At 55.2% G+C, this 23,499-nt stretch carries 22 protein-coding genes; 15 read left to right on the top strand and 7 right to left on the bottom strand.

The window, feature by feature from the left end:
* Positions 1-88 precede the first annotated feature (88 nt).
* Together CA264_RS03355 and CA264_RS03360 are read right to left on the bottom strand one after the other, a co-directional pair.
* The gene (locus CA264_RS03355) at positions 89-1,486 is read right to left on the bottom strand and encodes an energy transducer TonB (RefSeq protein WP_025604585.1); all 1,398 of its coding nucleotides are present in this window, start codon (positions 1,484-1,486) and stop codon (positions 89-91) included.
* Complete coding sequence (locus CA264_RS03360; protein WP_025604587.1) at positions 1,473-2,072, bottom strand: RNA polymerase sigma factor; 600 nt, start codon at positions 2,070-2,072, stop codon at positions 1,473-1,475. The genes CA264_RS03355 and CA264_RS03360 overlap by 14 nt, the downstream gene beginning before the upstream one ends.
* A 98-nt stretch (positions 2,073-2,170) precedes the next feature.
* Here CA264_RS03360 and CA264_RS03365 point away from each other — a divergent pair, with 98 nt between their 5' ends.
* Entirely contained in the window at positions 2,171-4,036 is a 1,866-nt protein-coding gene (locus CA264_RS03365; protein WP_025604589.1) for a vWA domain-containing protein, read from the top strand.
* Between the two features lie 131 nt (positions 4,037-4,167).
* On the opposite strand, the gene CA264_RS03370 is transcribed toward CA264_RS03365, so the two are convergent.
* Positions 4,168-5,724, bottom strand: coding sequence for a protein adenylyltransferase SelO (locus CA264_RS03370; protein WP_025604591.1), 1,557 nt, complete (start codon positions 5,722-5,724; stop codon positions 4,168-4,170).
* Between the two features lie 196 nt (positions 5,725-5,920).
* Between CA264_RS03370 and CA264_RS03375 the strand changes: the two genes are divergently transcribed.
* Positions 5,921-6,121 carry a hypothetical protein gene (locus CA264_RS03375; protein WP_025604593.1) on the top strand — a complete coding sequence of 67 codons (201 nt, stop codon included), beginning with the start codon at positions 5,921-5,923 and terminating at the stop codon, positions 6,119-6,121.
* A gap of 10 nt (positions 6,122-6,131) precedes the next feature.
* Here the strand turns inward: CA264_RS03375 and CA264_RS03380 are convergent, their stop codons facing one another.
* On the bottom strand, positions 6,132-6,563 hold the full coding sequence (locus CA264_RS03380) for a hypothetical protein (RefSeq protein ID WP_025604595.1): 432 nt from the start codon (positions 6,561-6,563) through the stop codon (positions 6,132-6,134).
* A 149-nt stretch (positions 6,564-6,712) separates the two neighbouring features.
* On the opposite strand from CA264_RS03380, the gene CA264_RS03385 reads away from it, so the two are divergent.
* Positions 6,713-7,282, top strand: coding sequence for a DUF1543 domain-containing protein (locus CA264_RS03385; protein WP_025604597.1), 570 nt, complete (start codon positions 6,713-6,715; stop codon positions 7,280-7,282).
* A 137-nt stretch (positions 7,283-7,419) separates the two neighbouring features.
* Entirely contained in the window at positions 7,420-8,130 is a 711-nt protein-coding gene (locus CA264_RS03390; RefSeq protein WP_025604598.1) for a hypothetical protein, read from the top strand.
* A 215-nt stretch (positions 8,131-8,345) separates the two neighbouring features.
* Here the strand turns inward: CA264_RS03390 and CA264_RS03395 are convergent, their stop codons facing one another.
* A complete protein-coding gene (locus CA264_RS03395) occupies positions 8,346-8,567 on the bottom strand; it encodes a hypothetical protein (RefSeq protein ID WP_025604599.1) in 222 nt (73 codons plus the stop codon).
* Between the two features lie 247 nt (positions 8,568-8,814).
* Between CA264_RS03395 and CA264_RS03400 the strand changes: the two genes are divergently transcribed.
* The 4 genes from CA264_RS03400 to CA264_RS03415 all read left to right on the top strand — a co-directional run bounded on the left by CA264_RS03400 (position 8,815) and on the right by CA264_RS03415 (position 11,389).
* Positions 8,815-9,183 (top strand): hypothetical protein, encoded by a 369-nt coding sequence (locus tag CA264_RS03400; RefSeq protein WP_025604601.1) that lies wholly within the window; start codon positions 8,815-8,817, stop codon positions 9,181-9,183.
* A gap of 122 nt (positions 9,184-9,305) precedes the next feature.
* A complete protein-coding gene (locus tag CA264_RS03405) occupies positions 9,306-10,007 on the top strand; it encodes an alpha/beta hydrolase (protein WP_025604603.1) in 702 nt (233 codons plus the stop codon).
* A gap of 237 nt (positions 10,008-10,244) precedes the next feature.
* Positions 10,245-10,778 (top strand): RNA polymerase sigma factor, encoded by a 534-nt coding sequence (locus CA264_RS03410; protein ID WP_025604605.1) that lies wholly within the window; start codon positions 10,245-10,247, stop codon positions 10,776-10,778.
* Positions 10,775-11,389, top strand: coding sequence for a cupin domain-containing protein (locus CA264_RS03415; protein ID WP_025604606.1), 615 nt, complete (start codon positions 10,775-10,777; stop codon positions 11,387-11,389). Before CA264_RS03410 ends, CA264_RS03415 begins: the two co-directional genes overlap by 4 nt.
* 81 nt (positions 11,390-11,470) lie before the next feature.
* On the opposite strand, the gene CA264_RS03420 is transcribed toward CA264_RS03415, so the two are convergent.
* Together CA264_RS03420 and CA264_RS03425 are read right to left on the bottom strand one after the other, a co-directional pair.
* Positions 11,471-12,382, bottom strand: a complete 912-nt coding sequence (locus CA264_RS03420; protein WP_036775305.1) for a gamma-glutamyl-gamma-aminobutyrate hydrolase family protein — start codon at positions 12,380-12,382, stop codon at positions 11,471-11,473.
* Positions 12,379-13,383, bottom strand: coding sequence for an amidoligase family protein (locus CA264_RS03425; protein ID WP_025604610.1), 1,005 nt, complete (start codon positions 13,381-13,383; stop codon positions 12,379-12,381). The genes CA264_RS03420 and CA264_RS03425 overlap by 4 nt, the downstream gene beginning before the upstream one ends.
* 276 nt (positions 13,384-13,659) lie before the next feature.
* On the opposite strand from CA264_RS03425, the gene ggt reads away from it, so the two are divergent.
* From ggt to CA264_RS03465, 7 genes are all read left to right on the top strand, one after another.
* Positions 13,660-15,255 carry a gamma-glutamyltransferase gene (gene ggt / locus CA264_RS03430; protein ID WP_025604612.1) on the top strand — a complete coding sequence of 532 codons (1,596 nt, stop codon included), beginning with the start codon at positions 13,660-13,662 and terminating at the stop codon, positions 15,253-15,255.
* 330 nt (positions 15,256-15,585) lie between these two features.
* A complete protein-coding gene (locus CA264_RS03435; RefSeq protein WP_025604614.1) occupies positions 15,586-16,740 on the top strand; it encodes a zinc-dependent alcohol dehydrogenase in 1,155 nt (384 codons plus the stop codon).
* 11 nt (positions 16,741-16,751) lie between these two features.
* Positions 16,752-17,237 (top strand): hypothetical protein, encoded by a 486-nt coding sequence (locus tag CA264_RS03440; RefSeq protein WP_025604615.1) that lies wholly within the window; start codon positions 16,752-16,754, stop codon positions 17,235-17,237.
* Between the two features lie 229 nt (positions 17,238-17,466).
* Complete coding sequence (locus CA264_RS03445; protein ID WP_157593626.1) at positions 17,467-18,240, top strand: outer membrane protein OmpK; 774 nt, start codon at positions 17,467-17,469, stop codon at positions 18,238-18,240.
* 246 nt (positions 18,241-18,486) lie between these two features.
* Positions 18,487-18,885, top strand: coding sequence for a DoxX family protein (locus tag CA264_RS03455; protein ID WP_025604619.1), 399 nt, complete (start codon positions 18,487-18,489; stop codon positions 18,883-18,885).
* Positions 18,886-19,226: 341 nt separating this feature from the next.
* Positions 19,227-20,426 carry an anhydro-N-acetylmuramic acid kinase gene (locus tag CA264_RS03460; RefSeq protein WP_025604621.1) on the top strand — a complete coding sequence of 400 codons (1,200 nt, stop codon included), beginning with the start codon at positions 19,227-19,229 and terminating at the stop codon, positions 20,424-20,426.
* Between the two features lie 49 nt (positions 20,427-20,475).
* Positions 20,476-23,487 carry a SusC/RagA family TonB-linked outer membrane protein gene (locus CA264_RS03465; protein WP_025604622.1) on the top strand — a complete coding sequence of 1,004 codons (3,012 nt, stop codon included), beginning with the start codon at positions 20,476-20,478 and terminating at the stop codon, positions 23,485-23,487.
* Positions 23,488-23,499: the final 12 nt, after the last annotated feature.

Here is a 23,499-nt window from a genome sequence, read left to right on the forward strand (position 1 = left end):
GCCAGTTGAGTTACAAACTCAACATCATAGTAAGGCACAAGTCTGAAGACTTGCGCCAGCAGGGGCCAGGGGAGCAGTGGATTCCTGTCTACTTAAAGCGAACAGTAACCCTGACTTCCTTGGCAACCAGCTGTCCGTCTTGGGTAGCGGGCTTCCAGCGCGGCCCTTCCTGAATGAGGCGCTGCGCCTCGGCATCGCAGGCGGGGCAGAGGCCTTTAACGACGCGCAACTGCTGCGGCTTACCGTCGGTACCAACCGTGAATGCGATAATTACTTTCCCCTGCTCCGGTACCTCCCGGCTGCTTTCCTGCAGGTACTTTTTATACTTGCGCCTGCCCACCGTGGGGTGGGCCGGAGTTGCTGCCGGTGCGGGCTCGGCCACTCCGTAAGCGGTTACCACTACTTCGCTTAGAGCCAGTTTGTCCGGGGAGAGGGAGATGGTGGCCGCGGTGTCGTTTTTAGCCAAGACTTTCTCCGCCGTTTCGTACCCGATGTAGGAGAAAAGCAGCGTTTGCTCCTGCTCCGGCACTGCCAGGGTATACCTGCCGTCCGCATCTGTTAAGGTGGCAGCCGGCGTTCCTTTCGATAAGACCACTACGCCCGGCAGCGGCTCCCCCTCCGGCGAGAGCACCTGCCCGCTAACCTGCTTTTGGTCTGCGGCCGTGGCAGCTGCTTTTAAAGAGCTGAAGCCCCGGATGGTGATGCCTTTCGTTTTGCCAGCCAGGGCCTTGCCTGCATTCACAGGCTCGGGAGCCAGCGCCATGGTAGCGGCCTCTTCTTTCAGCAGAGAGGCATTGGACGAGTCAAACGGCACAGGTGTGCTTTCGACCGCATCATCAATGCCTGCCAAAAAACTACGATCCGGTGGCGTTTCTTCTGCAAACTTCTGAATATCCTCCACCAACACGTCACATACAATTTCCCCTTCCGCTATCGCCTCTTGGGCAGGTACTTGCTCCTTATCCCGCTTTACCACCGGGGGAGCATACGTTTCAACCTGCGTAATTGCTGCTCTACTTGCCGCCGGAGTTTCAGCTGTGCCCGGAGTATCGGGTGCAGTAGCTGCTGCGGGTGGGGAGAGGTCAAGTAGTGGCGCTTCGGCAGGCTTTACTACAGCTCCTACGGTTGCTAGCTCCTGTGCCGGCTGTTGCTCCCGGTAATTGTAGTAGATGACGAGTACAGCCGAGGCCAGAAGTACAAGTACGGCCGCAGCTGCCTGCCAGAAAACAGGGTCGGGCTTCTTCTTGCCCTGCTCTACCTTGGTTTTTATACTTCTGTTGATATCCGTTACAGCGGCTTTGGTTTGCTCGGCCTCTGAAAGCGCCATGCCTTCCAGCACATCGGCACACAGCTCACAGCCCAACAGGTGCCGCTCCAACTGGTGGTGCAGGGCAGGGGGCAGGTCGCCCTGCTGGTACTGCCGCAGCAGCGCCAGCGAAGGGTGTTCGCCTTCTGGCCAAAGTATGTGGTGCTTATCGTGGTGCATGGTGCTTCTCCATGTAAATTTTCAGGTTCCGTTTGCCGTTCTGGATGTAGCTTTTCACTTTGCTCAGCTCATGCCCGGTCAGGTCGGCAATCTCTTTATAGCTTTTCTGCTGCAGGTAAAACAGCTCTACGCAAGTATACTGCGCTGGGGGCAGCTGTTGCAGGGCCTGTTGCAAAAGCTGCTCCGTTTCCTCGCGCTGCTCCGCCTCTGAAAGATGCAGCGGCTCCTGGTTTTCCACAAACAGGGCCGAAGTTTCATCCAGGCCTGTGCCGGGCTGCCCTTTCTTTGCCCGCAACTGCATGAGACAGTGGTTTTTGGCGGTGGCGTAGAGCCAGCTTTTAAAGTTGCTTACCTCGTGCTGCAGCAGCGCGGTGGCCAGGTGCTCAAACAGGTGCATGGTGGCGTCCTTGCTTTCCTCCTCCTCGCGCAGGTACTTCAGGCACACCAGGTACACCATCTCCGAGTGCCGCTGGAAGAGCTCGCCCAGGTGCTCCAGCTCACCCGTCTGCCGGTACAGGCGCAGCAACTCCGCATCAGAGGGAGGCGGCTTGGCATTGGTGAAAAGCTTGAGGAAGAAGGGCAGCATCTGAAGTATACTTTCCCTAAAGAAAGTAAATTTTTTTCAGATAGAGTTATGGAATAGCTGTGGCGGCTGCATCCTATAGGAAACAAAAGCACAAAACCATGGAAAAACACCTCTACACATTGCTGCTCGCCCTGCTGATGCTGGGGCTGCAGGCACAGGCGCAGACACTTCAGGTGACCGGCACCGTAACCGACGCCGCCAATGGCGCTGCCCTGCCCGGCGTAACGGTAACCGGGAAAGGGACACAAGCCGGCACCGTAACCGACCAGTACGGGAAGTATACCCTGCGGGTGCAAAGCGAAAAAACCGTACTTGTTTTCGGGTTCATCGGCTACATTACCCAGGAAGTAAAGGTGGGGAAGAAGCGTGTGGTGGATGTACAGCTCCAGGCGGACACGCAGGCACTGGAAGAAGTGGTGGTGACAGCTCACGGAAGGCCTAAGGGTATCACCATCCGTGGTGTGGCAACAAGTGCTGTTGTCTCTGCGCCACAGCAGTATTCTTCTGGCTACATGGCCTACGACCAGGCGGCGCTGCACAACACCGAGAACTACGATTATCTGAAAGAGAGTACCTTTCAGGACGCTAAAGAGTCGCCGCTTTCTACTTTCTCCATCGATGTGGACCGCGCCTCCTACAGCAACGTGCGCCGCTTTCTGAACAACGGGCAGAAGCCCCCGGTAGACGCCGTGCGCATCGAGGAGATGGTGAACTACTTTACCTATGACTATCCGCAGCCGAAAGGGGAGGAGCCGTTTGCTGTGTACACCGAGCTCTCCGCCTGCCCCTGGAATAAAGAAAACCAGTTGCTGCACATTGGCCTGCAGGGCAAGGACATCCCGACCGATAACCTGCCGCCATCCAACCTGGTGTTCCTGCTGGATGTGTCGGGCTCTATGGCGACGCCCAACAAACTACCGCTGCTGAAGGTTGGCTTAAACCTGCTGGTAAGCCAGCTGCGCCCGCAGGACAAGGTGGCCATTGTGGTGTATGCCGGTGCCGCCGGTTTGGCGCTTCCGGCCACCTCCGGGGATCAGAAAGAGAAAATAGCGCAGGCACTGGGGCAGTTGGAGGCGGGCGGCTCCACTGCGGGCGGTGCAGGTATAAGGCTGGCCTACCAGGTGGCGCAGGAGCAGTTTATGGAAGGCGGCAACAACCGCGTTATCCTGGCGACAGACGGGGACTTTAACGTGGGCGTGAGCAGCGACGGCGAGTTGGCCCGCCTGATCGAAGAAAAGCGCGAGACGGGCATAGCCCTGACCGTGCTGGGCGTTGGGACAGGCAACCTGAAGGACTCGCGCATGGAGCAGCTGGCCGATAAAGGCAATGGCAACTACGCCTATATTGATAACATCCTGGAGGCAAAGAAAGTGTTTGTGAACGAGTTCGGCGGCACGCTCTTTACCATTGCCAAAGACGTGAAGCTGCAGCTGGAGTTTAACCCGGCCAAGGTAAAGTCTTACCGGCTGATCGGCTACGAAAACCGCACGCTGCAAAGCAAAGACTTTAACGACGATAAGAAAGATGCCGGAGAGCTGGGAGCAGGGCATACGGTAACGGCGCTTTATGAGATTGTGCCGGCGGGTGCCAAAGGCGGCAGTGCCGGTTCTGTGGATGAGCTCAGGTACCAGGAGTCAAAGCTGCGTGCAAAGGCCGCTGCCACAAACGAAATCCTGACGCTGAAGCTGCGCTACAAGGAGCCGGGCGGCAGTAAGAGCAAGCTTCTCTCCACCACGGTGTCCGGGGCGGCAACCGAGGTGAGCCAGGCATCTGATAACCTTCGGTTTGCAGGGGCTGTGGCAGCCTTTGGCATGTTGCTCCGCGATTCAGCGTTTAAAGGCACGGCCACGTATGCGCAGGTGCTGGCGCTGGCGCAGAGCGCACTTGGCAAGGATGCAGAAGGCTACCGTGCAGAGTTTGTGCGGCTTGTCGAGTCGAGGGCCCTGCTGAGCGACAGGCGGTAACCTTGCCATACTTTAAAAACAGCGAGAGCCGCTCCTGCATTGGAGCGGCTCTCGCTGCTAAATCATACTTTGGCACGGGCATTTAACAAGTACAGCATGGCGCTGCAGGAGCAGAAGCCGTCTGCATCAGGTTATGAGCTGCAGGAGAGCATGGAGCAACCGGCTTTCTGGGTAGCCCAGTCCGGACGCTTGGCAAAGAACTCATCAAACGTATCAGAATACGGCTCCTTCATCGCCTGCTGTAGCTTTACGAAAAGCTGCTGCTCTCCGCGCTCGAGCTCCTCAATGGCCTGGTGCAGCAGGTAATTCCGAAGTATAAAGCGCGGGTTGCTGGCTCGCATCCGCTCCTGGGAGGCCTGGCGTGTAATGCTGTTCGTGTTCAGGCGCTCCAGGTACGATGTTATCAAGGCAAAAAGCGCCTCCTTCTCGTTTGGTGCGGGCTCCTGGTAAAAGCTGTCTTCGAAATGCTTTGCCACCTCTTCGGCTGTGCCCATGTACAGTGGCAGGTCGATGAGCAGCTGATAGAAAATAGTCATGTCGGGCTTTATACTTGCCAGCGTTTCATCGAACCGGGTAATGAGCTGCACGTCCTCCGGCCTTACGTTATCCAGCCCCAGCTTTTTGCCCATCATGGCATAATAGCTTTGCCAGTAGGTGTCTTTGTAGGTTTCCAGCGCGGCCACTAGCGCATCCTTGTCGGCCAGGGGGAGCAGGGCACTGGCCAGGCAGCCGAGGTTCCAGTAGCCGATGGACGGCTGTTTGCCAAAGGCATAGCGGCGGCCCGGCAGGTCGGTGGTGTTGGGCGTAAAGTCCGGGTCATAGTCATCTACAAACGAGTAAGGGCCGTAGTCTATCGTCAGGCCGAGGACAGACATGTTGTCCGTGTTCATAACGCCATGCACAAAGCCCACGCGCATCCACTCCACCATCAGGTCTGCAGTGCGTGCAATCACTTCCTTATACCAGTCTATTACCCTGTTTTCGCCCTGAATGTGCGGATAATAGCGGGATATTGTCCAGTCGACCAGCTGTTGCAGGTTAGCTGTTTCCTTGCGGGCGGCCAGCAATTCATAGTTGCCGAAGCGCAGGAAGCTTGGGGCAGCCCGCATTACGATGGCCCCGGGCTCGTAGGCCGCATTGCCGTTGTAAAACATGTCGCGCAGTACCTGGTCGCCGGTAGAAACAAGGCTCAGGGCACGGGTGGTAGGCACGCCCAGGTGGTGCATGGCCTCGCTCATCAGGTACTCCCGAACCGAGGAGCGCAACACGGCCCTGCCGTCGGCACGGCGGGAGTAGGGGGTGGGGCCGGCCCCTTTCAGCTGCAGCTCCCAGCTTTGGCCTGTTGCCGTTTCCCACTCGCCCAGCGTAATGGCCCTGCCATCGCCTAACTGGCCTGCCCAGCCGCCAAACTGGTGCCCGGCATAGCAGGCGGCGTAAGGGTGCATGGAGTCTGCCACGCGGTTGCCGCCCAGGATGTCGATGTCCTCTTGCCCCTCAGGTTTCCGGATGCCCAGCTTTTCGGCCAAGTCCTCGGACCAAGCCAGCAGGGTGGGCTGCGCCACCGGCGTGGGGATGGCTTTGCTGTAGAGGACGCCCGGGGTTTGGCGGGGCCGGAGGTCGCCGCTTTCATCCCCGGGGAAATGCTGTACAAATTCGTTTTTATATTCTTTTGAGCTTAGTCGCTGCATGGGTTTCGGTTAAGTGGGTTCTTTCTCTGAGCCGGGAGGGCTACAGGCCGCCCCGGGTTCTGTTTAACAAATTTCTGACCGGAATAGTTGGCCGCTCGGGGATAGGGTGCCACGCAAAGGCAGGCGTTTGGCAGCTGCGCATATCTATTACAGCAGGAGTGACGTACCTACTTGGACACTATAAAACAAAGCTATAATGGAGAACAGCCACACAAACCAATCCCTGAAAAGCCTGCTTCAAAACCCCGGCGCGCTGGCAGACCTCTTGCAGAACCCCGGCAAGGGCGGCCTGGACTTTTACAACGGGCTATCTACCAAAGAGAAGCAGTATGTGGTTTTTGCAGCGGCGGCAGGGTTGGCTATCTACGGCCTTTACCTTGGCCGCAAAGGGAAGTAGCAGGGGCGGCTTAACGCTTCCTGCCTTTGCCTTTCTTGGCAGCCCTGGCCTTGCCCTGTTCGGTTTTTAGTTGCTTAAACTCCTCGTTCGAGACGGTTACGGTATAGTAAACAGAGCGGAGAATGGTAACGTCGGCATCGTAGTCGTAGGCTGTTTCGATGGATAGCTGCTTGCTTTCGTTCAGCTCGTAGCCGTCGTCTACTTTGTCGTACACAAGAAACTCGTACTCGCCTTCTTCCAGGTGCTTGTTGTCGGTGCGGGCCAGGCAGTCGCCGGTAATCACCAGCGGCGTTTCCAGCTCAACCTCCAGGTCGAAGGGCTGAAAGAAGCGGCCGTCTTTTTTATGGGTAACGTACTCTATCCTGTCGATGTGCAGTGCGATGCCCTCGTTCTTCGTGTTCCGGCTGCCCCGGATATCCTGTATATTTCCTACTAATTTCATATGCGTTCTGGCTATGTAAGGCTCCTGCCGGCCTGCTTCAGCTTGCTACAGTTGTGCGCGCCCAAGCGGGCAGCCGGCCATACTTTTGCTGCGAAGATAAGAAGTATAAAGTTAAAGCGATTCTGCCAGTTTGTTGCTATACTTGCATTATGCAGAATCTTAAGCTTTTTATGCTGATGCTGGGGTGCAGGCCCGCAGGCAGAAACACCGAACAGCATGATATGTTCTTCAGTGTAGGGTATACGGTAAAGGACCTGGTGCCGGAGATTAAAGCCTTCTGGCCTGAGGCAAAGGGAAACATACACGTGGATGCCTGGCGCGAGGTAAACCTGGTCAACGGTTACCGGGTGCGCGTAGTGCCGAGAGAAGCCGCCGCCGGTGTACCCGAAGAAGGAGCCGACAAGCTCTTTTTCCTGAACCTGGGCGGTTACAAGCCCGGCGAGTTTGACGAGTTCCACTACAAGATGCTGGCTGTAGCCAAAGACCAGGGCGACGCCGCGAAGCAGGCCAGGCAGACCGCCTTTTACAAGCACACCGGTTTTAAGGGCGCTGCCTCGCACATCGATGATAAGTTCGGTGTGGATGTGGACGAACTCTTTAAGGTGCAGGACATCCTGCCGCAGGAGGTAAAGGAGAAGTACAGCCTGCAGCTAACCAAGAGCAGTGAAACGGAGGAAGACGCGCTGCATTTAGGGTACTTTCAGCTGCATAAACTGTAGGGAGCGGCACAGGGTAAAGAGGCTGAAAAAAAGTGCCCGGCAGCTTGTCCGGAAAGCGCTGACAGGCCAGATGCAAAACATGCGGCGGCGGGCTTCGTTAGTAAGGGGAGTGCAATAAACCTTAACTATCAGAAGCTATGAACAGAGGAAAAAACGATAACTTCCAAAATAAAAACCACTACGCCGATTTTGATGAGCACGGCAACGCGCTGACCGGTAACACCAACAGCCTGTCGCACTATAACCCGGAGAGCAAGTACGGCTACACCGGCCAACCCGGAAACAACAGCGGGGACAGCCACAGGCAGCGCGGCCACTGCGACACCAATGCCGCACACGCCTACGGCGACTTCAGTGGAGGCACGCGCTACGGAGAGGGCGGCAGCACCGCTGGCGGAGGCTCTGCCTACGGGCACTCCTACTACGGCCTCTCCGGCGACCAGGGCCCGCGGATTACGCAGCACGACAGGCACTGGGACGACAGCAGAAGGTATGACGGCTACGGTGACAGGGAACATTACCGCAACCGCGACCGCCGTTTCTCCGACAGCTTTGGCCGCACCAGCGACGGTGGCTACATCAACGAAAACAGGCCCAACCAAAACTTCAACTACTACGACGACAGCTATCAGAACCCGCGCTTCCGCGATATGGGCCGCGAGGAGAGAGGCTACGGCCGTGGGGAAGGCAGCTATGAAAGAAGAGGCTTCCAGGACAACAACCGCTATGAAAGCAGGGAGCGCAATGCCTACCGCAACGAGGAGCCGCGCTACAGATCCGATAACGAACGCTTCGGCAGACAAGGAAACGAGGACCGCGATCGCTTTTACCGCGACAGAGGCTGGTAAGGCCAGCGTGCCGTGTTACGAAGCCGGCGCGTAAAATTCGCCGCCATAAAAAACAGCCGCCGCTTATCAAGTATAAGCGGCGGCTGTTTTTTATGGCGGCCAGTGCAGGAGGCTTTGCACACCTGTACAGGTCCATCATAAGAATACCAGCCGGGTTGCCCTGGCTGGTATTCTTATGGTGAGGTTTAAAGTTTGCTTTTTATGTTAGGCTGGTGCTACGGTCGCTTGCCCTTTGGTGTATCGGGGCTGGCGCTCTCCTTGCCCTTCTTGGCCCCGCCGCTGGTGCCTTCCCGGCTTGGCTTGTTTTCTCCGCGCGTGTTATCGGCACCGCCGGCTATGGGCCCTGTTTGCCCTGCCCGCTGACGCCCGGCGTTTACAATACCGTCTGTGTCAGCTTTGTTCTTTAACTCATTGCTCTTATCTTTTTTATCAGCCATAGTCTTTTTCTTTGCTAAGGTTTAACATCTGTTTCACTTACACCGGGTTCGTCCGGCTCTTAAAGTTTACGGATAACCGAATGAAGATGGTTGATTGTCAGGGGTTTAAAACCAACTTGGGTATGCTTTCGAGGTGCTAGAGTATTTTGTTTGCTATTTATATTAGTAATAAGTATGGGTTTTATACTTGAAGTATAACTAAGGGTGTTGATTTGCGTATAAAATTAGCAAAACAAAAGAAGGAATTATGAAGCTGAAGATAGATGAAAAACCGTTTCTGCCGGAGGGTAGGCATGTGGTGAAGATAACAGAAGTGGAAGAAGGCAAGAGCGAAAACAAAAACGTTCCGTTCATTAATTGCCGCCTGGAAAACGAGGATGGCTTCGTGAACCAGCGCTTTTACCTGAGCGAGCCGGGGCAGCCTATCCTGGCTGCTTTTCTAAAGGCAGTGGGAATAGACAAGAAAGAGGTCGACTCCAAAGAGCTGAAGGGCAAGACGCTGTCAGTGGAGGTGGAGGAGCGCTCCTATGAAGATGCGGATGGCAAAGAGAAAAACATCAAGCAGGCAACGCACTTTGCTGCAGCTGGCGAAGCAGACACCTCAGACAGGTACTAAACCACCTATAAAGCGATTACAGAAGAACAAACAGAGAAGGAGCCCACGAGCTCCTTTTTTGATGTCTCTTCCCCTCACCGGTACCGTACATAAAGGTAAGGAACCATACAGGCACGGAAGAAATGGTTACAAAAAGAGGCAAGTACAGCACCGGCAGGATAACCACCAAGCCCGGCAAACCCACCGGCAGGGCAGGCGTTGCAACGGGCGTGCAGCCGTTAGGGCTGGACAGCCAAAAGGACGGCTTCATCTACGTGCCCCCAGGGTACGACAGCAGCAAACCAGCTGCATTGGCAGTGATGCTGCACGGTGCCGGCGCTCCTGCCACGCAAGGCTTGTCTTTGCTGCAGCCGTACGCCGATGCGCACAACATCATCCTGATCGCTCCTGCGGCACGTGCCTACTCCTGGGATATTATTGCCAGCGACGCCTTTGGCCCGGATGCCATCTACCTGGACCAGGCACTTGCGCTCGCCTTTGACACGTATGCCATTGACCACCAACAGCTGGCTATCGGGGGCTTTTCGGACGGTGCTTCCTATGCCCTTTGCCTTGGCCTGACAAACGGCGACCTGTTTACGCACGTCATCGCCTTCTCGCCCGGCTTTGCCTACACCCTCCAGACAAGGGGGAAGCCAGCTGTGTTTATCTCGCATGGGGTGGATGACCCTGTGCTGCCCATTGCCCCCTGTAGCCGGCGTATTGCATCACAGCTGCGGCGGCAGGGCGTGGCACTAAAGTATACAGAGTTTGCCGGTGGGCACGAGATACCCGCAGCTATCTCAGCTAGTGCCGTCGCGTGGTTTGCACCTGCCCAGCACTAACCAGCCTCCGCTTAGCGGCAAACGCCAGTGCCGCCAACGCCCCCCCCCAGCCACAGCAACCCTGCTGACCGACAGAAGTATAACGTCAGTATCGGGCAGTGGCAACTGCTGGCAATCGGCAACCAAACCGAAGCGGGGGCAGCAGGTGCCGCCGGGTTAGGTTATTTAAGCAGAGTTACTTAATTTTAAAGACACACTTGGTTGTTTTGCGGAAGGCCGTGTGGAGCGGAAAGATCTATGTCAGGAACTAAATTTGATGGAGAGGGAGAGCAATACCTTATAGAAGCCCTCCAGCAGGGAAATCGTGAGGTGCTGGGCCAGCTTTACGATGCCTATGCCCCGGTCATGCTAGGGGTAATCTCCAGGATAGTAGAGGATGCGGAAGTGGCGGAGGAGGTGCTGCAGGAAACTTTTGTCGCCGTTTGGTCGCGGATAGAGGTCTATGACTACTCCAGAAACAGGTTTCTGACCTGGGCCCTGGCCATTGCCCGTGGCATGGCCCTGGAGGCCGTGAAGGCTGGCAAGTGCAACTCCCTGAAAAAGGCCGCTGCTAAGCCTGCTCCGGAGGGCGCCCAGGCAGGAAAGCCGCAAAACCAGGGGGAGAGCCCGCTCTGCCACCTGGAGCCACAGGAAAGGGCCGTACTGGAGCTGATCTACCTGAAGGGCCGCAGCTGCCCAGAAGCGGCCGCCGCGCTGGGTATAACCGAACAGAAACTAAGACAAACACTACAGAAGGCATTCATTCATTTAAAAGCAGGAAAACCGGCATGAGCCCTATCAGAGAATTTATAGCATCCGGGGTTTTGGAGCTTTATGTCCTGGGTGCTGCCACTCCGGAGGAGGTCCGTGAAGTAGAGCGCATGGCTGCCGCACACCCTGAAGTCCGGCAGGAGCTGAACGCAGCTAGCCAGGCTCTCGGCGACTACGCCCTGGCACACGCCGTGGAGCCCAGAAACACCGTTAAAGCCCTGGTGCTTGCCACCATTGACTACATGGAGCGCATGAAGCACGGAGAGCTGCCTGCCTCCCCGCCACGCATCACCAGCGCGTCCAGGCCGGAGGACTTTGAGCCCTGGCTGAGCCGCCAGGATATGGAGCTACCTGTGGATGCAGATAGCGTGTATGCTAAAATCATAGGCTATACTCCCGCCGCCACCACAGCCATCGCCTGGATCAGAAGCGCGTCTGACTTCGAAGTGCACCACGAGGAGCACGAAAGCTTTCTGATAGTGGAAGGCACCTGTAACATGATCCTCGGGGAGAAAAAATACCCGCTGGCGGCAGGCGATTATTTTGCCGTGCCGCTTCACACGCCGCACAGGGTGGAGGTAACATCTGCCGCTCCCTGTAAAGCCGTTATGCAGCGTATAAGCATCTCCTGATTCCTACAGCCATCCCTTTTTTGCCCGGCAACAGCTGCTTTTGCCTTTGCGGCAGGATCGTCTCCGTAAGGGCCGGAGTGGCTACTCTTTCTCTGTCTGCGCCTCTAGCTTCTGCAGCAATGTCGGGTTGGGGTGCGCCAACGCTTCCTGCATGTCCCGCTCTTCTATCTGCTGGCTTACCTCGCGTGCCTGCTGCACCAAGGCTTTGAACAGGCGGCGGTGTACAGCAAACTGCGGCAGGTACTCCGGGTGCCACTGCACCCCCACCATGTAGTCGTGCGACAGGTGCTCAATGCCCTGCACCACCTGGTTCGGCTCCCGTGCGACAATGGCGATGCCCTCGCCCGGCTCTTTCACGGCCTGGTTATGCAGCGCGTTTACCTCTAGCCGCTGCACACCCAGCACGGAGCCAAGCTTGCTGCCCGCCTCTATACTTACCTCCTTCACCGGGAAGATACTTGCCGGGTTGGGGGCCTCGGTATAAAATGTGTTGATGCTCTTGTAGAGCGTACCCCGGAAGTATACATTGAGCAGTTGCGCACCACGGCAGATGCCCATCAAAGGAAGGTCTTTTTTGGCCGCCTGGTCAATCAGTTGTAGCTCCAGGTGATCGCGGTCGCGGTCGAGGCCAAACTGCGGCTTCCGGCTCAGCAGCTTTCGCACGAAAAACAGCGCCGGGAAGTACAGCCAGCGGGCGAAGCGCCCGATCCGCTTGAAAATGTTTGTGTGCGGCTGGCGTATGGTCTGCTGCAGGTAATCCTCGATCACGTGCGCCTGCTCGTAGGTACTGGGGTCTACGTCGGCCCCGCCGCCAACAATCAGGGCCTGCAGGCCGTCTGCCGTGCGGGGCCTGGCCGGGGTGATCCGCACCGGTTTTCCGCCCGCCAGCCACACCGACAGCGCAGTGAACAACCAGGCGGCTTCGCCTCCTTTGTCTGGCCCTGTAACACCGATGGTGGGCCTGCCGCGGTTTATCTTTTGTACTTGCCTCATGGCAGCCATTGCTCTATTCGTTTAATCCACTTGTTTTCAAAGCCTATCAGCGTGTGCTTCTTCAGGGAAAGGTACTCCTGGCTTAACTGCCGCACGGCTTCCCGGTCCTGGGCCAGCTCCTCAACCCTAATCCAGTTGTTCCATTCCTGCGCCAGGGTCCAGTCTGGTTGTGCAATAGAGCTGTTGGGTAGCCTGTAGTGGAAGGTCTTCCGTGCCTTCACTTTCCCGATGTCGCTGTACTGCTTCAGCAGCTCCCCCTCGAGGGCGGCAAACAGCGGGTACATGTCCAGCGGGCGGTTGCGGTTGGGGTTAAAGGTGTGGTAATCGTGTATAAGGTCCCGCAGGTTGGGATGGTAGGCAGGCAGCAGCACCAACTCCACATACGCCTCCGGGTAAGGGTCTATAAAGGGGCTTATTTTGCGTGCCAGGTCTGTGTGGCCCACATACAGCAACCAGGGGTAAAGCAGGACAAAGGCCCTGAGGTAGGTGAGAATGGTCTCGGTTTCGGTATCGGGCAGCTCTACGTTGATGTGCGTGCCAAAGGCGTTGGTCACGAAAGAGGTTGTGCCTTCTGCATGGTGCCTGTAAAGGGCCTCCCGCAGTTTCTCGAGCTGCTGTAGCTGGGTGCACGGCAAAGGCGGGCAGGCGATCTCATAAGGGAAAATCTTGCCCACGATGCTCTCCAGCGCCGTCTCCACCTCGTCCTGCAGGGTGCCGTTCCCTACTTTGATGGTATCAACCTGTATGTTGAAGGCTTCAAAAGCCTTCTTGTAGCGCTGCTCCGTCAGCAGGGTCAGGTCAAACTCTATTGTAAAGTCGCCCAGCTCGGTGTCGGTCACCTGCAGCCGGAAGCGGCTCTCCTGCTCAATGCGGCCTCCGTACAGCGCCTGCACGATCTTGGCAGACGCATCTATGCCCAGGTTGGCATACTCCAGTTCAAAGCCAACGGTGCGGGGCTTACCTTCTTCGTTGTACAGTACAGGTGGTTGCTTAAATGGCATAGGTTGTAACGCTGTTGTTTCCCTAAAAACGGCAACAGGCAAATACAGTTCTGCTGCAGAACCTTTAATCTCAGCCCGCAGCGATGCGGGTGAAGGCAGCTGCAGCGGCATCCGTAAAACCTGCTGCGCTCTATAAGGGTAAAGAAGACAGTTTAAGCAGCAACAAACCCCGCAGATTTGATACGCAAAAGACTCATTTATCTCTTAATAGTAATTGGAATAGCTGGTTGCACGGATCGCGACCTGGATGAAAGAGGCCTTGTGACCGACCAGGCGATGGTGGTAACGGCCCACCCGCTTGCCTCGGCGGTGGGCGCAGACATTCTCCGGCGCGGTGGCAATGCCGTGGACGCCGCCATTGCCGTTCAGTTTGCCCTGGCAGTGGTGTACCCGGATGCCGGAAACATCGGGGGCGGCGGCTTTATGGTGCTGCGGCAGCAGGATGGGACCGTGGATGCCCTGGATTACCGTGAGCGGGCCCCTGCCGCCGCAACACGCAACATGTACCTGAACGAGGAAGGGGAGGTGGTTGAGAACCTGAGCCTGAAGGGGCACCTGGCAGCGGGCGTGCCCGGCACCGTGGCCGGTATGGTGCAGGCCCATGAGAAGTACGGCAGCATGCCCTGGCACGAGCTGGTGCAGCCAGCCGTTGTACTCGCTGCCAAGGGGTTTCCGCTCACCGAAAAGGAGGCGCAGAAGCTGAACGAGCAACGGCTCGACTTTATCCGTTACAACCCCGTGCGGCCCGGGTTTATACTTCGCGACCACTGGCGTGCGGGCGATACCTTGCGCTTGCAAGACCTGGCCAACACCCTAGAGCGGATCCGGGACCGGGGCAGGGCAGGCTTCTACGAAGGCCCCACGGCAGAGCTGCTGGTGGCTGAGATGCAGCGAGGCGGGGGGATAATCTCCATGGCAGACCTTGCGGCCTATGAGGCGGTGTGGCGTGAGCCCCTGACGGCGCAACTGGAGGACTACCGGGTAATTTCCATGCCTCCGCCCTCCAGCGGCGGTATTGCGCTGCTACAGTTGCTGACCATTTCAGAGGACTACCCGCTGGATGCCTGGGGCTGGAACACCGTTGCCTCGGCCCATTTGATGATAGAGGCTGAGAAGAGGGTGTACGCCGATCGTGCCAAACACCTGGGCGATCCCGCTTATTACGATGTACCGGTAGAGGCTTTACTGGATAGGAGCTACATTAAAAGCAGGATGGAGGGTTTTTCGCTGGAGGAGGAAACGGATAGTGACCTGATATCGGCTGGTGTTCCGGCGCCAGCCGAAAGCCCCCACACAACCCACTACTCCATTGTAGACCCCGCTGGCAACGCCGTGTCGGTCACCACCACCCTTAACAGCAGCTTTGGCTCCAAGGTGTTTGTGGCCGGGGCGGGTTTTCTGCTCAACAACGAAATGGACGATTTTAGCGTGAAGCCCGGCTACCCTAACAGCTACGGCCTGATTGGGGGCGAGGCTAACGCCATCGCTCCGGGCAAGCGCATGCTAAGCTCCATGACACCTACCATCCTGGAAAAGGACGGGCAGCTGTACATGGTAATAGGCGCGATGGGCGGCTCCACCATTATCACCACCGTTTACCAGATCATCCTCAACGTAACGGAGCACGGCTTCCCGATGCAGGGGGCCGTTAACGCAGGGCGCTTTCACCACCAGTGGAAGCCGGACTGGGTGCTTTCGGAGTGGGGGGGCTTAGGTCCGCGCACCAGTTTAGAGCTGTGGTGGAAGGGGCACAAAATTGTACCTAAGCCATCGGGTGGCATTGGCAGGGCTGCCGGCATCCTGGTGTTGCCAGACGGCCGCCTGGAGGGCGGCGCTGATCCCCGTGGCGACGATGCGGCGGCAGGCTTCTAACGCACCGAAAGTACAGGAGATACCATCTGGGCCAGTACGCTACACGCTTTTGTTCCTTCAGCACATCGTATGCTGGTTTGGTTTTATACTTAGGTAATACATTGATTTTAAACGTGTTGTGCTGTTGGGTTAAGATTGGGTTACACAGGCTAATATTGTATTATATAGATATAGTGCTGTATGGTATAAGTGCAGTTTCTGAAACTTTGAAAGTGCAAAATAGTATCTATTAGCTGTGAAACAACAGCTGTTTCTTAACTAAAATAGCTGCAAGCACAGAACCAGAGAACCTGATACATATTTTGTACATTAACGGAAGGAAACAAACTTATGCTGGCAATGGATTACCGGGGACCGCAACGGGTCCGCATTGAAAACAAGCCTATGCCCGAGATACTGCATCCCCAGGATGCCATTGTTCGGGTAACCCGCTCCTGTATTTGCGGGTCTGATCTGCATTTATACAACGGCAACGTGCCGGACACACGCGTGGGCGAAACCTTCGGCCACGAGTTTATCGGAGTGGTAGAGGAGGTTGGCCCGGACGTACACAAACTGAAGGTGGGCGACCAGGTGATTGTACCTTTTAACATTGCCTGCGGGGAGTGTACTTTTTGCAAGCAGGAGCTGTACGGCAACTGCCACGAGGCCAACCCACAGGCTACCGCAGTAGGAGGCATCTTTGGCTACTCCCACATAGCGGGTGGCTATAACGGAGGCCAGGCAGAGTATGCACGTGTGCCGTATGCGAACGTCGGCCCAACTGTTATCCCGGACTGGATGCACCCGGACGATGCCGTATTGCTGACGGACGTAGTGCCAACAGGTTACCAGGCGGCAGAAATGGGAGGCATACAAAAGGGCGATACGGTCGCCATATTCGGCGCAGGCCCAATCGGTATCATGGCTGCAAAGAGCGCCTGGCTGTTTGGGGCAGGCCGTGTGATCGTGTTCGACCAGGAAGAATACCGCCTGGACTTTGTGCGCAAGTTTGCACAGTGCGAGGCCTATGACTTCAGGTCTATCACAGATCCGGTGGTGTTTATGAAGAAGCAAACAGACTCCCTGGGGGCCGATGTTTGTATTGATGCGGTAGGCGCCGAGGCGGCAGGTAGTAAGCTGCAAACCATTACCGGGCGTAAAACGCTGATGCAGGCGGGCTCTGCCACAGCCTTGCAGTGGGCCATCAACTCTGTTAAAAAAGGCGGCGTGGTCTCTATTGTCGGGGTGTACGGCCCTACCGGTAACCTTATCCCGATTGGCAATGCGCTAAACAAAGGGGTAACGATCCGGGGGAACCAGGCGTCGGTGAAGCGCCTGCTGCCAAGAATGATCGAGCACATTCAAAACGGCGTTTTCAGCCCAAGGGAGATGATCACGCACCACATCCCATTGGAGGATATCTCCGACGCCTATCGAATTTTTTCGGACAAGCTGGATAACTGCATCAAAACAGTGCTTGTTCCGCCATCAGCTAAAATGTAAAAAGAACCACTATGGAAACAAATACGAAAGACTATGCACATATAAAAGGCTGGGGAATTGATGCCGATCCCAAGAACGACCCGACCTACCCGATGCGGAAGCGCTCCAACGAGGACCATGGCGGGTATAACTGGGACCGGCCGCCGCAGCAGCCTATCGATGTAGAAGTGCTGCACTCAATAGAGCGGCCAAACGTGACGGCTGTCTTCGGCACCTCAAAACCGCCGAAAGGCCTCAGCGGCATGATCCGGCGCTATGCCTTTAAGTATGGCGAGGGCAGCTTTGCCCACTGGCTGCCGCTTATAATGGCAGACCGTGTAGATGTGGTGGAAGGCATTCTGGATGACCTGAAGCGCGGCAAGGTGCCAAACATCTGGGCAGAGCGGGGCATGAATGCCTCCTGGAAGTATAACAAACAGGAAATGATCAAATCGTTTGCCGTGACAGCGGCCGTAACGACTGCGGCCATACTGCTGCTCTCGCGCAAGAAAGAATAACAAAGAACGCTGTGAAGAAAAGCACCTGAAGAAGGCCGTATAGGTCTTATTCAGGTGCTTTTTGCTTTGGCGTAAGTTTAGCCTTGCCTGCCGGCTCTCGGCTAAAGGCCAGTAAAGTATAAATCAGCGTACTATGAGAAAAGGGTAGGCAATTTTTTATTGCTGAAATTTGATCTAAGGCCATAACTTAGCAGCACAAGTAAGCCCGTTACACGCAATCTTATACCTTATGGTCCCTCGTCTCACCACGCCAGCTGGCGTTACCGCTAAACTATACCTGTTGCTGCTGGTTTTCGCGTGTTTGCTGCTGCATAACCCAGCCACTGCGCAGGTCATCTACAAAGGCGGCTCTAATGTGCAGCTCCTGTACGGGCGTAACCTGGAGCGGTCCGGTGAGTTGGCCACCGTCACTTTCGAGCACTTTGGAGACTATGGGGCGCTGGAGCAGTTTGGCTTTGCAGACTTATCGAACAGCGCTAGCCTGGCAAGCCCGGATCTGTACCTGGAGTGGTACCCTAAAGTGAGCCTGAGCCGCGCCACGGGGCAGGAGTTAACGCTGGGGCCAATCAGTGATGTGCTGCTGGCGGGCGGGGTAAACGTGCTTTTCGGAGGTGCCGAGGATTTCTTTGTTTACCTGGCCGGGTCCGCATTTAAGTTCAGGATACCGGGCCCCGGTCTGCTCCAGCTTGAGGCCTACTATTACAGGCAGGATGGCCGGGCCTACAGCGGCACCTACCAGTTTACCCCGAGCTGGGATGTTCCGCTGCCTGTTTCGGAGAAAGTACGCCTGCGGTTCCGTGGCTTCATGGACTTCATTGGCGACCGTGGCCCCGGCAGTACCCAATACCTTACACAGCCCCAGCTTTTCCTGGACCTGGGCAACCTCTGGGCTAAACCGGGGAAGGTGTTCCTGGGCTCTGAGTGGCGTTACTGGAACAACGTAGCCGGCATTGAGGGGCTGGATGAGTCTGTGCTGCAGGCAAATGTGCTGTTCAGCCTATAGCCACCGCCACGGCTCTCAAAAAGCTGACTCGGCTTTGCCTGTGCTGCTTTTCTATACTGCCTGGGCCACAGTTGCACCTATATTAGGCGGCTGCACCAGGAACAGGCTTTCAGCTTAACCTCATATACCTCGCCCGGCTATACTTGCTTAACTTTGTTCCTGGCTTACGCGTTGTTGTTTTTAGGGAACACCGGTTTTTATACTTAGGTAAAGAAGCCTAAGTGCAAACAACTTAAAACAGGCGCCATGGAAAAGTATCTCGGAAAGTACAGCCCACAACTCTACGCCATCCTGCGCATCGTGGCGGGCGGCATGTTTACAATGCACGGAAGCCAGAAACTGCTTGGCTGGCCGGGAGACGGCAATACCGTGGAACTGGTCTCCCTCATGGGCTTTGCCGGAATTATTGAACTGGTGGGCGGCCTTATGATCCTGTTTGGCTTTTTTGCCAGTTGGGCGGCTTTTATTGCCAGCGGCGAGATGGCCGTGGCTTTTTTTAAAGCGCATGCTCCCCAAGGCTGGAACCCGGTCATGAATGAGGGCGAAACGGCTGTGCTCTACTGTTTCCTGTTTCTGTACATTGCTGCGCACGGGGCCGGTATCTGGAGTGTGGACGCCGCCCGAAAGGGAGAGCATAGGGGCTAGCCCTTTCTCATATTCATAGTACGTTTCAAATCTTCTTTCGCCTGGGCCGCTACTGCTGGTTAATTCTTCCAGCACCTCATACTTATGTGCCGCCCGGCGAGTAAAGCGTGTCGTTATAGCAGTACACAAAATCAGCCGCAGGTACAGGGGGTAACATAGCCTCGCTGCTGCCACCCCTTCTTTGTTTGTGTTATGCGAATCTCCTTTAACAGAGGGTAAAAATAAATATGGCTTGTATATGTTGTATGAATTAGAGAATTTAATAGTTTCGGAATAACATCTCAGAACCGCTGCCAGCAGCGGTTCTAAAGAAACTAACAGCTCTTCCCTTACAAGCCACTATGAATAAAAACATGCAGCGCCTGGTAAACATTGCCGGCAAAGAAAGACGGACTATCATTGGGTTGATGTCAGGTACGTCTTTGGATGGGCTAGACATAGCCCTTTGTGATTTTGTCGGGCATGGCACGCACACCAGCGTTTTCCTTCGCGCGTTTACCACCACCCCGTACAGCAGTGAGTTTAAGAAGCAGGTAAAAAGTATCTTCTCCAAAAGGCAGGTTGACCTTGAAAGCGTCTGCCTCATGAATGCCTATGTAGGCAGGTACCATGCGGACCTGATAAACGCCAGCTTGAAACAGTGGCAGGTGGAGCCGTCTGAAGTGGATGCGATCGCCAGCCACGGGCAAACAATCTATCATGCCCCAGCCTCCCTGCATAAGATAGACGGCATGCCTGACGCCACCTTACAAATAGGAGATGGAGATCACATTGCCGTTAAGACAGGCATTGTAACGCTGAGTGACTTTAGGCAAAAACACATTGCCGCCGGTGGCGAAGGGGCACCACTCGCCGTGTACGGTGATTACCTCCTGTTTTCGGAGGAAGGGCAAAACCGCATTATGCTTAACATTGGAGGCATTGCCAACTTTACCTTTCTGCCAGGAGACCTTGATACCACACGGATTTTCTCTACGGATGTGGGGCCCGGCAATACCCTAATGGATGCCTATATCCAGTCCCGTTTCCCCGACAGGTTTTTTGATGCAGACTCCGAACTAGCTCTCTCAGGCACTGCTAACGACGGGTTGGTAGCGGCTTTATTAGATCATCCTTTTTTTGAACAGGGCTTCCCGAAAACAACAGGGCCTGAGCTGTTTAACCTTGCCTACCTGGAGCAGGCCCAACAGAGATCGGGTACAGCGCAGCTTTCTCCAGCGGATGTGATGGCAAGTTTAAACCAGTTCTCGGCCATTAGCATCTGTAACGCACTGAAAAGAACCCTGGGCGCGGAGCGCTTTGAGGTGTTCCTGAGTGGGGGCGGTATGCACAACCCTTTGTTGATACGGAACATAGAGCAACGCCTTACGGGTGTGGTGATCAGAGATACAGCTGAACTGGGAGTATCCCCGGATGCGAAAGAGGCCGTGCTTTTTGCCACCCTTGCCAATGAGTGCCTGGTGGGCGACAAGCTTGACTTTGGCCCGGGGAAAATGCGCATCCCTTCGGTGCACATGGGCAAAATAAGCCTTCCTGAATAAAGAAACACAAATCCAACTAACATTCATGTACAGTGTAAACTAGTTTCCTATGAGAGAATTCTACTTTAATGGGTGGTCTAACCTGAAGGTCACTTTAATGTGCGCGCTCATGCTGGTCTTGCTAGGCCAGGTCGCTTTTGCGCAAAGTACGCGTTACACCGTGACGGGCACCGTTACGGATGCCCGAACAAAGGTTCCGCTGCCGGGAGTTGTTGTAAAGTTTCAGAACAGCAATAGTGCAACGGCCACCGATGCAAACGGAAAGTACAGCCTGACAACAACGCAGGGTGCCGGAACTTATAACCTCACGTTCTCTTACATTGGTTTTAAGCCGGAGACAAAGCCTGTTACACTTGGCTCTGCTGCTACTGTGGTTGTTGATGCCCAGATTAGCGAAGACGTTGTTGGCTTAGATGAAGTGGTTGTTACGGGCACATCCGTGGCGACCAGTAAGAAGCAACTGGGGAATGCTATTTCTACCGTTTCTGCCGCTTCTCTGCAAAACAGTGTGGCAACGTCTGTAGACCAGGCCCTGGCAGGAAAAGTAGCTGGTGCTCAGATTTCGCAGAACTCTGGTAACCCAGCCGGTGGTATCAGTGTGCGGTTGCGCGGTACAAGTACCGTGGTAGGCTCAGGCGACCCCATGTACATTGTGGATGGCGTCATCATCAACAACAACTCCCCTGAACTCATCGACCTGGGCGGCTATGCCCAAAACCGCCTGGTAGATATCAACCCTAATGACATAGAGCGTATTGAGATCATAAAAGGAGCAGCCGCAGCGGCTATCTATGGCTCACGCGCAAGCAATGGTGTCGTACAGATCTTTACCAAACGCGGCAAGGCAGGTAAGCCAAAAATTGCTGCCTCTACGCAGTTCAGAGTAAGTGAGGTCCGGAAGACGCTGGATTACAACGACTACCCTTTCCGCTTTGTGGATACCGACCCAGGTAATCTCACGCAAGAGCCTGTGCAGCGGTATGACTTTCAGGACAAGATCTTCCGCACCGCCTTCGGAACAGAGAATAACTTATCCGTGTCAGGCGGCAGTGAAAACACACAGTACTACCTGAGCGGCAACTACCTGAGCAACCAGGGAATCATTGACAATACCAACTTTAACCGGGGAGGGGCGCGCATTCGCATCGACCAGACGCTGAACAACTGGATGTCTGTGTCAGTGGGGGCTAACTATGTGCTAAGCACAAGCGAGGAAATCCCGAACGGTGGCTTAAGCGAAGCGTACGGGGCCCTTACTGGCTTTATCTTCAGTAACAACTACATCAATCCTGAGCCGGTAAACGGGGTGTTTCCTTCAACGGCGCCCACCAGCATTCTCAGAAGAACAAACCCGCTGGAGGCAATAGAGAGGTTTAAGTTCGGCCAACGGACAAACCGCTTTATCGGGGATTTGCAGCTGATGCTCACGCCCATCCCTAACCTGAACATCAACTATACGCTGGGCTACGATAACGCCACACAGATTGCCACAGGGTTTATACCGGTGGGCAACACAACACCGTCGTACGATACCGGATACTCACGCCGTGCCGACCGAACGACTTATCTTTTAAACAACGACCTGAACGCTTCTTATAGAGCCACTCTGGCAGACTGGCTGGAGTCCACAACTGGCGTGGGAGCTACTGTGCAAGTAGATAAGGTCTATGCCACAGGTATTACTGCCACGCAACTCGGGCCGATAGCGGAAACAACTTCAAACGGAGCCACCATTATTTCTAGTGAGTTAAGAAGTGACATCAACATCTTCGGCTTCTTTGCGCAGCAGACCTTTGGCATTGGCGACAGGCTCTTCCTTACCGGGGCTGGCCGATACGATGTGTCCTCTGTTTTCGGTGAAGACAACAGGTGGCAGTTCTACCCAAAAGTGAGTGGCAGCTACCTCATCTCTAACGAAAAGTTCTGGGAAGGCCTGTCGCAAGTGATTCCCATTCTAAAAGTGCGTGCGTCTTACGGGCAGGCTGGTAACTTAACGGCTATCGGTGCCTTTGACCGCTACACGAACTACGTTCCTGTTTCTCTTCCAGGCTTGCCCGGCGTAATTTCCTCTACACTTTTAGGTAACTCTGGCATTAAACCGGAGAGACAAGTAGAGACTGAAATAGGTGCCGATATGAGTTTCCTGAATGGAAGGTTAGGGCTTGAGTTTTCCTACTACCACAAAGATGTGAAGGACTTATTGCTGTTTGTCAACTTAACCCCTTCTTCAGGTTTCCTGAACCAATACAGGAACGTGGGTACTCTGACCAATAAGGGCTTTGAGTTAATGCTGACGGGAGCACCCGTACAGAACGAGAACTTCAAGTGGACCTCTACTGTGACATTCTCCAAGAACAAGAACGAGGTGAACAACATTCCTGGTGGCTTGCTGCTGTTCCCGGGTGGGTTTAGCCAGGTAGCTGCAGTCGATGGCTATCCGCTGGGGGCATTCTATAGCACATACTTCGCCCGCAATCCCGATGGATCGTTGCTGCTGACACCTAAGGGGCTGCCACAGGCAGAAAAAGAGGGCCGTGACCCTGAAACGGGCCAGCCAACTGGAGCAACAAGTAAAAAGGTTATCGGAGATCCGAATCCAGACTGGACCGGCTCCTTCATCAATGAGCTGACAGTTGGGAAAGGCTTTTCATTCCGTACCCAGTTCGACGCGGCTTATGGCTTCGAGGTATTCAACTTTACCCGCCGTGTAGGTGAGCGTGACTTTTACGGCGGCTTGGCTGGCTATGAACCGGAACTGAGAGGAGAGGTACCTAAAGGTACTTCAGCTGCCCTGTTCGGTATCTTCGAGAACTACATTGAGGACGGATCATACATCAAGCTGAGAGAGCTCTCTGTGGCGTATGACTTTAAGCCAGCGTTTTTAGGCGGAAACAACATGCGCTTAACTCTAGCTGGCCGCAATCTTTTCTCTATCGACGATTACAGTGGATATGATCCAGAGGTGAATGCAGCAGGGCAGACAACAGCTGTTCGTGGCTTTGACTTTGTGGAAGTGCCGATCCCAAGAACCTATGCTTTGGGTGTTAATGTATCGTTCTAGTTGCCTTTACTT

The sequence above is a fragment of the Pontibacter actiniarum genome, from assembly GCF_003585765.1.
Classification (GTDB): Bacteria; Bacteroidota; Bacteroidia; order Cytophagales; family Hymenobacteraceae; genus Pontibacter; species Pontibacter actiniarum.

Coding starts and splice junctions, on each gene's coding strand:
- CA264_RS03355 (WP_025604585.1), bottom strand. CDS start 1,486: ATGCACCACGATAAGCACCACATACTTTGGCCAGAAGGCGAACACCCT.
- CA264_RS03360 (WP_025604587.1), bottom strand. CDS start 2,072: ATGCTGCCCTTCTTCCTCAAGCTTTTCACCAATGCCAAGCCGCCTCCC.
- CA264_RS03365 (WP_025604589.1), top strand. CDS start 2,171: ATGGAAAAACACCTCTACACATTGCTGCTCGCCCTGCTGATGCTGGGG.
- CA264_RS03370 (WP_025604591.1), bottom strand. CDS start 5,724: ATGCAGCGACTAAGCTCAAAAGAATATAAAAACGAATTTGTACAGCAT.
- CA264_RS03375 (WP_025604593.1), top strand. CDS start 5,921: ATGGAGAACAGCCACACAAACCAATCCCTGAAAAGCCTGCTTCAAAAC.
- CA264_RS03380 (WP_025604595.1), bottom strand. CDS start 6,563: ATGAAATTAGTAGGAAATATACAGGATATCCGGGGCAGCCGGAACACG.
- CA264_RS03385 (WP_025604597.1), top strand. CDS start 6,713: ATGCAGAATCTTAAGCTTTTTATGCTGATGCTGGGGTGCAGGCCCGCA.
- CA264_RS03390 (WP_025604598.1), top strand. CDS start 7,420: ATGAACAGAGGAAAAAACGATAACTTCCAAAATAAAAACCACTACGCC.
- CA264_RS03395 (WP_025604599.1), bottom strand. CDS start 8,567: ATGGCTGATAAAAAAGATAAGAGCAATGAGTTAAAGAACAAAGCTGAC.
- CA264_RS03400 (WP_025604601.1), top strand. CDS start 8,815: ATGAAGCTGAAGATAGATGAAAAACCGTTTCTGCCGGAGGGTAGGCAT.
- CA264_RS03405 (WP_025604603.1), top strand. CDS start 9,306: ATGGTTACAAAAAGAGGCAAGTACAGCACCGGCAGGATAACCACCAAG.
- CA264_RS03410 (WP_025604605.1), top strand. CDS start 10,245: ATGTCAGGAACTAAATTTGATGGAGAGGGAGAGCAATACCTTATAGAA.
- CA264_RS03415 (WP_025604606.1), top strand. CDS start 10,775: ATGAGCCCTATCAGAGAATTTATAGCATCCGGGGTTTTGGAGCTTTAT.
- CA264_RS03420 (WP_036775305.1), bottom strand. CDS start 12,382: ATGAGGCAAGTACAAAAGATAAACCGCGGCAGGCCCACCATCGGTGTT.
- CA264_RS03425 (WP_025604610.1), bottom strand. CDS start 13,383: ATGCCATTTAAGCAACCACCTGTACTGTACAACGAAGAAGGTAAGCCC.
- ggt (WP_025604612.1), top strand. CDS start 13,660: ATGGTGGTAACGGCCCACCCGCTTGCCTCGGCGGTGGGCGCAGACATT.
- CA264_RS03435 (WP_025604614.1), top strand. CDS start 15,586: ATGCTGGCAATGGATTACCGGGGACCGCAACGGGTCCGCATTGAAAAC.
- CA264_RS03440 (WP_025604615.1), top strand. CDS start 16,752: ATGGAAACAAATACGAAAGACTATGCACATATAAAAGGCTGGGGAATT.
- CA264_RS03445 (WP_157593626.1), top strand. CDS start 17,467: ATGGTCCCTCGTCTCACCACGCCAGCTGGCGTTACCGCTAAACTATAC.
- CA264_RS03455 (WP_025604619.1), top strand. CDS start 18,487: ATGGAAAAGTATCTCGGAAAGTACAGCCCACAACTCTACGCCATCCTG.
- CA264_RS03460 (WP_025604621.1), top strand. CDS start 19,227: ATGAATAAAAACATGCAGCGCCTGGTAAACATTGCCGGCAAAGAAAGA.
- CA264_RS03465 (WP_025604622.1), top strand. CDS start 20,476: ATGAGAGAATTCTACTTTAATGGGTGGTCTAACCTGAAGGTCACTTTA.